The organism is Nocardia nepalensis (genome assembly GCF_048910785.1).
Taxonomy (GTDB): Bacteria; Actinomycetota; Actinomycetes; order Mycobacteriales; family Mycobacteriaceae; genus Nocardia; species Nocardia nepalensis.
In genome coordinates, this window is sequence record NZ_JBKBET010000044.1 from 270,551 (window position 1) to 282,877 (window position 12,327).

The following is a 12,327-nucleotide window of genomic DNA, read 5'->3' on the forward strand; positions in this document are numbered from 1 at the left end:
GACACCGCGAGCAGGTCGAGCCCGCGGCATCCACAACCACCGGTGAAAGATCTGAAAGTTATTCGGAATTACGCGATCGTCGCTAGACTCTGCCCGCATCGGTCGGATGTATCGACAGGTTCGAGCCCTCGGTATGAGTTACTCACCGGACTGCGCGCCTGAATTCGTCCGGTCATGGGTTCACAAGGAGACACAATGCACGTTTTCGGCAGCTGGAAGCACCTGATAGGAAAGGCGAGACCGGCGGTCATCGCATCGGCGATCGCATTCGGGGCGAGTGCGGCAATCACCGGGCAAGCTATCGCCGAACCGATCGAGGGCATCCACTATGTCGCGCTGGGCGATTCATTTGCCGCGGGCGCGGGCGTGTTTCCGCAGGCCGAGCTCGCCACGTGTACGCGGTCCGCGGTCAACTATCCCGCGCTGGTCGCCGAGGAGCTCGGCGTCGAGACCTTCAAGGACGTCACGTGCGGCGGGGCCACGTTGGACGACCTCGCGAGCCCACAGCGCGGCGTTGTCTCCGGAACCGCGGCGCCGCAGTTCGATGCGCTGACGCCGGATACCACGTTGGTCACGATGACCATGGGCGGCAACGATATCGGTCTGGCGAAGCAGGCGCTGCTGTGCGGCAATCTGCTGCCGGAGCCCAATGGCACCTCATGTGCGGACGCCTTCACGGCGGGCGGCGTCGATATCTTCGCGGAACGGACCAAGGCGCTGGCATCGGTATATGGCACGGCGATCGATGAAATCCGCTCACGCGCACCGAAAGCCACCGTCGCGATTGTCGGGTATCCGACCGCCTCGCGCGCAGGCGCATGCCCGGAACAGCAGCCCGCGTGGCCGCGCGACGCGGACTACCTCCAGGGCGTGCTGGTCGACCTCAATGCCCTGCTGCGCAACGTATCCGCCGCGCACGGCGCCATCTTCGTCGATACCGCGGCCTCCAGCGTCGGGCACGATATGTGCGCCGCACCCGACCAGCAGTGGATCAACGGGCTGATCCCCTCGCTTTCGACCCCATCCTTCGTGCCGTTGCACCCCAACACCTTTGGTGAGCAGAACATCGCGCAGCAGGTTGTCGCCGCACTGAGGTGACCCGATGATGCCGGGCGCAGTTGCCGCGCCCGGCGCATGTCATCGCGAGACGTACGACAGGTGATGGTCGAGCCAGTCGGACAGCGGGGTGGGTGTGATGCCCAGTTCCCGCCAGACGCCCGCGGCGTCGACCGTCTGCGCTCGGGAATCCAGCAACGCCCCCAACCGCATTCGACGCGCCTGCAGCTCATTGAACGGCCGGACCGCGGCGGCGGACATCCGCAGCATGCCAACCGACAGCGCGGTTTCCTTGCCGATCGCGATGCCGAGCCGGTCCGCGATCCGCGTGTTCAACTCGCGCATCGTCCAGTCGTCGGGTCCGCCGAGTTCCACCGTTCGCCGAATCCCCGGCTGCGCCGCGAATTGCACTGCGGCCGCGGCGATATCGGCACCGGCGACGAAGGGAACCGGATTGTTACCGCTGCCGAAGACGAGCGCACGTGACGATTTCACCAGCGAGTCCGCCAGCATCGGCACCCAGGTCTCCATCAGGTGCGTCGGCCGCAGAATCGTGTACGGCATCCGGCCGCGACTCAGCCGGGCCTCCACCTGAGCCTTGCCACGGAAAAGATCTACGGGACTGTCCACTTCGGCACTGGTAGCGGACAGATACACGAAGTTCGTGACATCCGCCCGCTCCGCGGCGTCGATCAGTCCCGGCAGCGCCGATCCCTCCATCCCGCGAGGACCGTTGCGTCCCTTGCCTTCTCCGCCGTGGACGGTGCACACCACGTGCGTCACCCCCGCCAAAGCCGTCGCCACCGAGTCGACATCGCGCAGATCACCCACGGCGACCTCCACACCCGAAGGCGCACGGCCCGGATCGCGCGTCAGTACCCGCACCCGGGCACCCGACTCGATGCAGCCCTGGACCACTTGCCGCCCGACGACGCCGGTTCCGCCTACCACCAAGAACATGATGCGCTCACTTCTATCATTGCTCCGAATTCTATCGCTGCTAGATCTAGCGTTGATAGATAGTAGACGCGCCGAACCGGCCGCTGTCAATGCCGGTTCGCTACTCTGCGAACAATGGACGCAGCAGAAGGACACGCCGCATGAAGCGGGCCCCGGGTCGCACGCAGGGCCGGGCCGGTCACGAGGATCGGCGCCGGGCGATCCTGGAAGCTGCCCTCGAGGTCTTCGCCGAACGCGGCTACCAGGGCGCGACCATCGCGATCGTCGCGGAGCGGGTCGGACTGAGCCAGCAGGGCGTGCTGCACTACTTCCCCAATAAGCAGACGCTGCTGGCGAATGTGCTCGCATTGCGCGACCAGAACGACCTCGACGTCTTGCTCGCCACCGCCCAGGGCAGCGCGACGACGCTCGATTTCCTCGCCGATCTGGTGGAACGCAATGCCGAGCGCCCCGGCATCGTGCAGTCGTTCACCGTATTGGCCGCCGAGAGCGTCACCCTCGATCATCCCGCGCGCGACTTCTTCGTCGAACGTTACGCCCAGGCCAGACAGCTGCTGACCACCATGCTGGAACGCGATCTGGGCGGCGACCCGCCGCGCGGCGTCTCACATCAGGACGCGGCGACGCTACTGATCGCGGTCCTGGACGGATTGCAGCAGCAATGGCTACTAGCGCCGAACGAGGTCGACATGCCCGCCCTACTACGCACCTTTCTGCAACTGATCCGCCCGATCCCTGTCGAAGATAACAAATAGATAACATTACCTACCTGCCACTAGGTGAATCGGCAATACTTCGAGGTAGCGGCCGCGCGTCATACGATCAAGGGAGTCGACCAACCATGGCGAATAACCGATCCGATCGCGAGGCAGCCGTCGAAAAGGCCTTGGCCGCACTGGATCTGGATGCCCGATGCCACCTGCTCGCCGGACAGGACATGTGGTCCCTGCCCGCGATAGCCGAGATCGGGCTGGATTCGCTGGTGATGTCGGACGGGCCGATCGGTGTGCGCGGCGTGCACTGGAGTCCGGGGGATCCCTCGGTCGCCCTGCCGAGCCCGACGGCCCTGGCCGCAACCTGGGATCCGGCCCTGGCACGGCGGGCCGGGCAGCTGCTCGCACAGGAGGCCCGCCGCAAGGGCGTGCATATGCTGCTCGCGCCGACGCTCAATCTGCACCGAAGCCCGTTGGGCGGCAGGCACTTCGAGTGCTACTCCGAGGATCCGCTGCTGACCGGGGCGATCGGCGCGGCCTATGTCACCGGCGTGCAGGATGGCGGCGTCGCCGCGACACCGAAGCATTTCGTGGCCAATGACTCCGAGACCGACCGATTCACCGTTGACGTGCGGGTATCCCAGCGGGCATTGCACGAGCTGTATCTCGCGCCGTTCGAGGCCGTGGTCGAGCAGGCCGGGCCGTGGGCATTGATGGCGGCCTACAACAGCGTCAATGGCACCACGATGACCGAACACGGTGCTTTGCAGAACGACATCCTGCGTGCGCGTTGGGGATTCGACGGCGCCATCGTCTCCGACTGGATGGCGGCGCGCGACACCGTCGGCGCGGCGGGTGGTGGGCTCGATATCGCTATGCCCGGTCCGCGGACCGTCTTCGGGTCGGCACTGGCCGAAGCTGTTCGCGCAGGACAGGTTTCGGAGGAGACGGTCGAGCGGATGGCACGCCATGTGCTTCGGCTGGCCGCCCGGGTCGGAGCATTGGCCGATGCACCACCGGCAGTCGCCGAGGACGCACTCCCCGCGCCGATCGACGGCGAGGCGCTGGCGCGCGAGATCGCCCAGCGCTCGATTGTGCTGCTGCGCAACGAGAGCGGCGCACTTCCGCTCGGTAAGGTCCGGCGAATCGCGCTGATCGGCCAGACCGCCGACCAGCCCAGGGCGCTCGGCGGTGGTAGCGCCCAAGTCTTCCCGCCGCATACCGTATCCCCGCTCGAGGGGTTGCGGCGGCTGCTCGATGAAGAGACCGAAGTGGTGTACGCGGTCGGCGCGGATCCCCGGATCAAGATCCCGCCTGCCAAGGAGGGCTTCGACCTGCGGGTCCGGCTATACGGCGCGGGTGGCCGACCGCTCGGCGAGCATCCGCTGCCGGAGGGCGCCGTCGAGTGGATCGGCGAATTCCCGGATGGGATCGCGGTCGGTGAACTTCACAGTGTCGTCGTCAGCGGCACATTTACGCCCCGGGTGACCGGAACGCACACTCTGGCCATCGCAGGAATCGGGCCGTTCCAGCTCACCGTCGCAGATGAGACCTGTTTCGACGACGCCATCGTCCCGGAGGGTGATCCGATGGCCGCCTTCCTCGCACCGCCCGAAACCCTCGTCGACGTCGAACTCATTGCAGGACAGTCTGTTTCGGTGAGTCTCACGCACACGGTGACGAGGCTGCCCGATCTGCCCATTGCCTTCGAGAAGTTCGCGCTCGGTCATCAGGAGCCGAATATCGATGCGGATGCGCTGATCGAAGCGGCGGTCGCCGCGGCGGCTTCGGCCGATGTGGCCGTCGTGGTCGTCGCCACTACTGCGGAGGTCGAGAGCGAAAGCTTCGACCGCACATCGCTTTCGCTGCCGGGCCGACAGGATGAGCTCGTCGCGCGGGTGGTCGCGGCCAACCCGCGCACCGTGGTGGTCGTGAATACCGGCTCCCCCGTGCAGATGCCGTGGGCCGAGGACGCCGCAGCGATCCTGCTCACCTGGTTTCCGGGACAAGAAGGCGGTTCCGCACTGGCCGACGTGCTGTTCGGCCATGCGGAACCCAGCGGTCGGCTGCCCACCACTTGGCCTGCGTACCAGGATGATTCGCCGGTTCTGAATGTCACGCCCACCGACGGCATCCTCGCGTACGAGGAGGACAGTTACATCGGATACCGTGCCTGGCAACGACTTTCGACCGCGCCAAGGTACTGGTTCGGACACGGTCTCGGCTACACGACCTGGGAGTACGAGACCGCCGCTTTCCACCCCGATCCGACCGGAAAGGTCGTCGGGACGCTGACCGTTCGGGTTCGCAATACCGGCGATCGTCCCGGTCGCGAGACGATCCAGACGTATATCGCCCAATCGGCACACCCGGACCCGCGATTGGCCGCCTTCGCGGTCGTCGAGGCCGAGCCGGGCGCGACCGTCGAGGCGGCGATCCCCATCCCGCGCCGAGCCGCCGAATCCTGGAACGAGGCAACGGAAAACTGGGGGCTACCCACCACTGCCCACGACCTGTTGACCGGCCGATCGGTCGCCGATATCCGGCTGACCACCGCTATTCAGTTCGAAGGATCGCAAGCATGAGACTGCGCCGAATCGCCATGGGCCTCACCGCTTTCGCCCTCTGCACGGCAGGGACGTCGCTCGCCTCCGCCGAGCCGGGGCCGTATCCGACGGCCACCTGGGAGCAGGTGCAGGATGCGGAAACCCGATGGGCGCAGGAGGGCAAGGTCGAAGCGCCGACACCGCCCGGGGTCAATCGCTATGACTGCACCTCTACCGTGCCGGGCGCGGTTCCCGTTGTCCTGCTACACGGTTTCGCGGGCGACGAGTATCGAGCCTGGGGCTACCTCGGACCGGCCTTGGCCAATGCGGGCCTGTGCGTCTATTCCTTCTCCTACGGCGGCAGCAATGCGATGCAGGGCGGCGGCAACGGTCCGCTCGCCGACTCGGCGGTCGAGGTCGAGCAGAAGCTATCGGCGCTGACAACGCGGCTCGGCGTCGCGAAGGTCGACCTGATCGGTCACTCCGAGGGCGGCATCATGGCGCAGTACCTCGTGAAGACCGATCCGGAACTCGCCCGCGGCGTCCGTTCGGTGACCACCATCTCCTCCCCGACACACGGCACGCTCGGCGACCTCGGCGCTACCCTGCTGAACACCGGAAACCTGCGCGACGAACTCCCGGTACCGCCCGCGGTGAAAGATCTACTGGCCGGATCGGCCTTCCTGCAAGAGCTGAACTCCGGACCGATCACCGTTGCCGGTATCGCCTACACGACGATCAGCAGCCGATTCGACCCCATCGCGGCCTTCGGCCAGGATTCGGCCACGATTGCGGAGCCCGGCGTAGCCAACTACGTCCTCCAAAACATCTGCCCCAGTAGCAAAGCCGGACACAACGGCACGGCCTTCTCCCCCACCACCGCCGCGCTCGTCCTGAACGCCATCGACCCCTCGACGGTCCGGCCGATCCCGTGCCAGGACGATTCAACCGGCTAGTTCACGATCGCATCGCGGGCCAGCTGCGCCATCCAGGCACAGGATCCCGTCCGCATTCCCGCGGTGTTCGCTCCGGACGCCGAATGGCTTGCGCCACCGGAGAACGCCACCGCCCGCGCCCTCGGCGGCACCAGTTACCTCATCGGCCGCGATCGCATCGTGCACTTCCTGGCCACCGTTCCCCGCCCTATTCAGGTCCGACCGAAGCGTGGAGTTCACCGGCGTGATTGCCATGTCTTTCGATAGCTGATTGTGCTCCAGCTTACTTCGCGATAGGGTCCAAATCTCTGATACCACTTGGTTTCACAATCGGCCCGGAACCTTCGACCCGGCCGACTCGGAAGGGGACCTCAATGATGAGGAATGCGGCACGGGCAGTCGTCGTGATGGCAATTGCGACGGTGGCACTCGCGGGGGTGACGGGGACTGCGGCGGCCGACGAGATCGCACCAGGAACCACCGCGCAAAGCCTGTTCAATAAACCTGGCCCGCATCCGGTCGCCACCGCCGTGCGGACGAATCCGTGCCAGGAGTCGATCTACGGCATGGTTGAGCACATCGCTGTGCACATATTCGGCAATCGCGACGATCTGACCTGCACCCAGGCGTTTCCGAACGGCCTGGAATCGCCGATCGGGGTGAACACCTACTACCCGGCCGATATCGCGGAGCTACCGAATGCGCCGCTGCTGGTCTTCATGGCCGGATTCGACGCGAATCCCGGGATGTACGACGCACTCGCAAAGCAGTGGGCCAGTCAGGGTTTCGTCGTCGAGATCCCGTACGAATTCTTCAACTCCCTTGCCTATGTCCCGGCCATGGGGATCGCCGCGGCGGTGGTCGCCAACCGCGATCCGAATTCGCCGCTCTACAACAAGATCGACCTCAGTAGGACGGTCTTCGGCGGGCATTCGGGTGGCGGGCAGGCGGCACTGCAGGCCGCCACGCTGGTTCCGCCCGTCGCCTCGCTCATCGACCCGGCCATGCGGGTGCTCGGGGTGCTGGCGATCGAACCGGGTCCACTGGCCATCGGCGCGGCGCTCGGCGTGCCGACGCTATTCCTCACCGGCTACAACGATTTCGTGGTGCCCGACTTCGCCTGGGTCCGCTGGTGGCAGTACAACCTGACGTTCAACGCCCCGTCCTGGATCGCGAATGCCCGTGGTGTCAGCCACTTTTCACCCGTCGACGGGCTCGACAACTACCCGTCCGCCGGTACCGCGATCGCGTGGCTGCAGTACCTGGCCTTCGGTGACGAAACGGCAAAGCAGTTCTTCGTCGGACCCGACTGGCGACTCCCCGCCGATAAGTCGTACTTCAGCGTGGAGCGCAATGCCCTCGCGAACGCGGTGAATTAGGGGGTCCGAGCATGAAATATCGCCGCACCTGGCTGAAGCGGGTTCGCCGCCGCCACGCTCCTCGCACTGACCTTGGTGGCCCCGAGCGCCGCAGCCGATTCCGCAGCCACGTGCGCTCGAGATCACCACCGGCCGCGACTTCCAGGACTTCGCACAGCAGTTGATGCAGCCACTCGGCATCGCTCGCGACCAGTGGGTATGGCTGCGCGACCGCAGTGGAAATACCGCCGTCAATGGCGGACTCGCGATGCGAGCCGATGACCTCGTCCGGCTCGGCATGCCCGGCGGCATCGACACGAACAATGTGCAGACTTCCTTTGCCGCCGAATCCAATCCGGATAACAAGGAGTTCCTGCGCCGGGTAGTCGCGGCGGTCGACGACCAGCCCGGCGAACCCTTCGACGATCCATACCACAACGGCGATAACTTCGGCCCAATCATCGGCAGCCTCGGCGATCTCGCATTCTTGGGTCGACCCGGAACACGTCTTCTCGATCCTGTTCGGTGTCGGGCCCTACGCCGCGACCAACTGAAATGTGCTGTGGTGCAACGGAAAACTGGTGCCGCAGGACGTCTTCGCCGCAACCCTCGACACCACCGGCCAGATTGCGACCACGCTGCTCGGACTGCAGCACGGCACCAGATAGCCCGAGTGCCGGTCCGGACGCCAAGGCCCGGACCGGCATTCGAAAGTTCGCTACTTGACGCCGATCGGCTTGCCGAAGAACGAGGCGAACGTCTCGCCGAAGTTCGCCTTCAACAGCTCGATACCATCCGGGTCCAATGCCAGCCAACCCACGTCCGTAGTGCTGCAACCCTGTTGCGCCGGAACACCATTGAGCCGATCACGCAGCCATAGCATGGCCGGTGCGGTGCCCGAGACCTCGGTGAGCCCGTGCTCGGCGAAGTGCTCGCGCATGTATCGCACGCTCGCGGACGGGTTTTGGCAGTAGGTATCGACCAGCGTGTTGACCTGGCCCACCGGGATGATTTCATCCGGATTGCCCTGCCAGATGTACATCGGCATATCGGGCACCGACTTGCCCATCCGGGTCTTCTCCAGCACGCCGGCGACCACCGGATGCTGGATCGGATCGCCAGGGACCCGGATCATGCCCTTGAGATTCAGGAATGGAAGCAACGGGGTCAGGTACTGCACACACAGCCCACCCTGGACCGTCGACAGTGCCCGTCCCAGCGGATCGATATTGCCGTCGATGAATTGCGCGAACTCCGGATACTCGCGGGTGAGGCCGTTGACAGCCGCCAGCACCAGACCGGAGGTGATCTGGTTATTGGCGACATTGAGCGTCATGCCCAGATCCGCAGGCACACCGCCCTCGGCCGCACCGACGATATCGAGTTCGGGCGCGTAGGCCTGCTTCAGCTCGGCCGCGTGACCGGTGGCGATCGCGCCGCCGGAGTATCCGTACAGACCGATCCGGGTATTCGGTGCGAGCCGCATCGGCTCGAGATTGCGCGCCGCGCGAATGCCGTCGAGGGTGATCCGCCCGGCCAGCGGTCCGGCCGCGTAGGCGTTATTCGGTCCCTGATGATCGGGAATGACAACCGCCCAGCCCTGCTGCACCGCCCCCTGGGCGATTACCCACTCCGCGGGCGCGACGATCTGTCCGACAAACGGACCAGCCGAAAACTGTTGCAGCGCATAGGGAGGCGCACAGTACCCGGCCAGCGAGTCCTCGGCGATCTGCATCGAGACCAGTTTGTCCGGGGCCGAGCCGCGCGGTTTCACGACCGTCGCGACTGCCGGAATCGCTTCGTCCCGACTGTTATTCGAGCGGTAGGAGACCTGCCAGGCATCGACGTTCACCGGAATCAAACCGAAGTTGGCGACATTCACCTGGCGCGCCGAGATGATCTCGCCCGGAGCTCTACTCGCCACCAGTTCGGCGGGCGGGTGGTAGAAACCCGGATCCAACTCGGGCGGCAGCTGAACCGGCGCCGCGGGTTGCACCGCGACCGGTTCTTGCTGCGGCTCGGCGACCGTGACCGCGGTCGTCGCGAGCAACGCGATGGCCGCGATTGCGGCCGACACCATGATTCGCCGGGCGCGACCCGCCAGCGGATTGATCAACTTCCAGCCCCTTCGCTTACTGTGAGACCGCTCCGTCTCACATGTGTGGGACTATCGCACAAACGTGACGCGGGTCGCAACAATCCCGCGATGCGGCACCGATCACGAGCACGAAAACCCGGCGATTTTCCGACTCGCCGTGCCGAGCGGCGTCAGATGCCGTAGCTTTTTCGTTCGACACCGAACCGGCCAGTAGGTGCCGGACAGCTTGCAGGGGAAGCACCGAGGAAATATGCAGGGTCGGAATGAACCGGTCACGACGGTTCTCTACTACGTCATGTTGCTCTTCTACAGCGCGCAGGATGCGCTGGGCGGGGCCGTCAACCTGGGCTGAGCGAGTCGCCCGCGCGGCTCGGGCTACCGTGGTGCCGTGACCATCGTGGATAGGCAGTACGGCGGCCGCGCTGTCAGCGAGCGGAAGGCCGAGCGACGGCAGCGGTTCCTGGACGCCGCCATCCGGACCTTCGCCGAACGCGGCTATGCGAACTGCTCGCTGGCCGATGTGTGCACCGCGGCCGGACTGTCCAAACGCCAGTTCTACGAGGAGTTCCAGACCAGGGAGGACGTCCTCATCGCGTCCTACGACTACATCCAGGACCAGTCCGCCGCCGTCATCGGGCAGGCCGTCGCGACACTGGGTCCCGACACGGATATCGCGGAAGGTCTCACCGCGGTGCTGACCGCGTTCATCGGCTCGATCAGCTCGGACCCGTACCGGGCCAAGGTCGCGTTCGTCGAGGTGGTCGGTGTCAGTGAGCGCATGGAACACCACCGCCGCGAGCGCCGCCATGCCTGGGCGGCTGCGATCGAGTCGCTACTCGTCTCGATCGCGGGTCCGAATATCCGCGTTCGCGGCGGAATCACCTGGGCGGCAAGCGCTCTCATCGGCGCGATCAACGGCGTCGCGCACGAATGGATTCTCGCCGACCCCCGCCCGCCGATCACGCAGCTGGTCGAGGTGCTCGCCCCCATCGCCACTTCGCTGATCATCAACGAGACCTGATTCACGTGGCGCGACACCCCGAGCAGCCGTAGGTTCGGCATATGCAACTCGGTCAGCCCAGTCGCACCGCCCTCGCCACCGCTTACGCCCGCGCCTTCCACCAGATCGCCGGCGAGCCACGGATCTTCACCGATCCACTTGCCATCCAGATCATCGGCGTCACTCCTGATCAACTGGCCGATCTCGATTCCGCGGCGGAACAGGAGGACGACACCGATGGCACGATGCGCCGCCGACGCCGCATGTTCCTGGCCGCCCGCGCCCGCTTCGCCGAGGAGACCGTCGCCGACGCCGTCGCGGCGGGTACCCGGCAGGTGGTCATCCTCGGTGCCGGGCTGGATACCTTCGCCTATCGCAATCCACACCCGGACGTGCGCGTATTCGAGGTCGACCATCCCGATACCCAGGCATGGAAGCGACAGCAGCTCGATTCGGCGCGCATCGCGATCCCGTCGTCGCTGACCTTCACCCCGGTCGACTTCGAAAGCCAAACGCTGGCAGCGGGATTGGCCGAGGCGAACTTCGACCGGAGTCGTCCGGCCGTGTTCGTCTGGCTCGGCGTCGTCATGTATCTGACCCGGGAGACGATCCTGGACACCCTGCGTTTCGTCGCGGGCCAGGCGACGCCTGTGCAGGTGGTGTTCGACTATCTCTATCCCGCTTCGGCTTCCGCGCCCGAGGATGCGCCGGAGCGCACGGCGCGGGCCGACCGGGTGGCCGCCATCGGCGAGCCCTGGCTCTCCTTCTTCACCGCTGAGGAGATCGCGGATCTCTTGCGGGAGACGGGCTTCGACCGCGTCGATGACCGTGACGCACCGAACCTTGTGGCGGGCTACCTTGGCATTCCCCCACGACCGTCGGCTACCGTGTCACCGCACGTGCTGTGCGCCACGCGAACCGAGTAGGCCGGGGTCAGCAGCCGAGTTGGTCTGCGAGATCGAGGAAGTCGCTGGCGTTGATATCGAAGGCGTCGTCGTAGGAAACGTCCACGTCGCCATCGGCGCCGAACTCGAGTGGGCGGGCGACGAAGGCCGTTTGGAATCCCAGTGCGCCCGCGGCTTGGATGTCGTATTTGTGGCTGGCGACCATCATGATTTCCGACGGCTCGAGCCCCAGATACCGTGCTGCCATGCGATAAACGGCGGGGTCGGGTTTGAACGCGCCCGCCATCTCGGCGGTGAACACCGCGTCCCATGGCAGCGCTGCCCGCTTCGAAATATTGACCACGGCAGCGACATCCGCGTTCGACAGTGTCGCGATCGTGAATCTGCCAGCGAGCCTGGTCAATCCGGCGACGACATCGGGCCACGGTTCGAGTCGCTGCCAGGCGAGCGTTAGATCGGCGCGTTCGGCGGGCGATAGGTCGATGCCGTAGTCACCGAGTAGGCCGTCGAGTGCGCTGCCGTATACCGAATGCACGGTGACCCAGTTGTCGCGATCCGGCTCCGCCTTCCGGAGTGCGGCGAAGTATTCGGCACGCCAATGGTCGACGAATCCGGGCCAATCGATATCCCGGTACCGCGCCCCGCCGATGCGGCGCGCTTCCGCGCATACGGTCGAATGGAAGTCCGTCGCCGTGCCCTGGACGTCGAAGAGTAATGCTCGCAGCACAATCGCACCTTTCCGCCTACCTGCGATTC

The 12,327-nt window shown here is 65.6% G+C and carries 10 protein-coding genes; 7 read left to right on the forward strand and 3 right to left on the reverse strand.

The window, feature by feature from the left end; translation table 11 throughout:
* Positions 1–195 precede the first annotated feature (195 nt).
* Positions 196–1,098: an SGNH/GDSL hydrolase family protein gene (locus tag ACHQ4I_RS42950; RefSeq protein ID WP_420777694.1), complete on the forward strand. Its 903-nt coding sequence runs from the start codon at positions 196–198 to the stop codon at positions 1,096–1,098.
* A 39-nt stretch (positions 1,099–1,137) separates the two neighbouring features.
* On the opposite strand, the gene ACHQ4I_RS42955 is transcribed toward ACHQ4I_RS42950, so the two are convergent.
* Positions 1,138–2,016 (reverse strand): SDR family oxidoreductase, encoded by an 879-nt coding sequence (locus tag ACHQ4I_RS42955; RefSeq protein ID WP_420777695.1) that lies wholly within the window; start codon positions 2,014–2,016, stop codon positions 1,138–1,140.
* Positions 2,017–2,156: 140 nt separating this feature from the next.
* On the opposite strand from ACHQ4I_RS42955, the gene ACHQ4I_RS42960 reads away from it, so the two are divergent.
* From ACHQ4I_RS42960 to ACHQ4I_RS42975, 4 genes are all read left to right on the forward strand, one after another.
* Positions 2,157–2,771: a TetR/AcrR family transcriptional regulator gene (locus ACHQ4I_RS42960; RefSeq protein WP_420777696.1), complete on the forward strand. Its 615-nt coding sequence runs from the start codon at positions 2,157–2,159 to the stop codon at positions 2,769–2,771.
* 86 nt (positions 2,772–2,857) lie between these two features.
* The gene (locus tag ACHQ4I_RS42965) at positions 2,858–5,314 is read left to right on the forward strand and encodes a glycoside hydrolase family 3 protein (RefSeq protein ID WP_420777697.1); all 2,457 of its coding nucleotides are present in this window, start codon (positions 2,858–2,860) and stop codon (positions 5,312–5,314) included.
* Positions 5,311–6,231 carry an esterase/lipase family protein gene (locus ACHQ4I_RS42970; RefSeq protein WP_420777698.1) on the forward strand — a complete coding sequence of 307 codons (921 nt, stop codon included), beginning with the start codon at positions 5,311–5,313 and terminating at the stop codon, positions 6,229–6,231. Before ACHQ4I_RS42965 ends, ACHQ4I_RS42970 begins: the two co-directional genes overlap by 4 nt.
* Positions 6,232–6,617: 386 nt before the next feature.
* Positions 6,618–7,589: a poly(ethylene terephthalate) hydrolase family protein gene (locus ACHQ4I_RS42975; RefSeq protein WP_420777699.1), complete on the forward strand. Its 972-nt coding sequence runs from the start codon at positions 6,618–6,620 to the stop codon at positions 7,587–7,589.
* 697 nt (positions 7,590–8,286) lie between these two features.
* Here the strand turns inward: ACHQ4I_RS42975 and ACHQ4I_RS42980 are convergent.
* Entirely contained in the window at positions 8,287–9,684 is a 1,398-nt protein-coding gene (locus ACHQ4I_RS42980) for a lipase family protein (protein ID WP_420777700.1), read from the reverse strand.
* Between the two features lie 370 nt (positions 9,685–10,054).
* On the opposite strand from ACHQ4I_RS42980, the gene ACHQ4I_RS42985 reads away from it, so the two are divergent.
* Together ACHQ4I_RS42985 and ACHQ4I_RS42990 are read left to right on the forward strand one after the other, a co-directional pair.
* On the forward strand, positions 10,055–10,687 hold the full coding sequence (locus tag ACHQ4I_RS42985; RefSeq protein ID WP_420777701.1) for a TetR/AcrR family transcriptional regulator: 633 nt from the start codon (positions 10,055–10,057) through the stop codon (positions 10,685–10,687).
* Positions 10,688–10,728: 41 nt separating this feature from the next.
* A complete protein-coding gene (locus ACHQ4I_RS42990; RefSeq protein ID WP_420777702.1) occupies positions 10,729–11,592 on the forward strand; it encodes a class I SAM-dependent methyltransferase in 864 nt (287 codons plus the stop codon).
* A gap of 7 nt (positions 11,593–11,599) precedes the next feature.
* Here the strand turns inward: ACHQ4I_RS42990 and ACHQ4I_RS42995 are convergent, their stop codons facing one another.
* Positions 11,600–12,295, reverse strand: coding sequence for a haloacid dehalogenase type II (locus ACHQ4I_RS42995; protein ID WP_420777745.1), 696 nt, complete (start codon positions 12,293–12,295; stop codon positions 11,600–11,602).
* Positions 12,296–12,327: the final 32 nt, after the last annotated feature.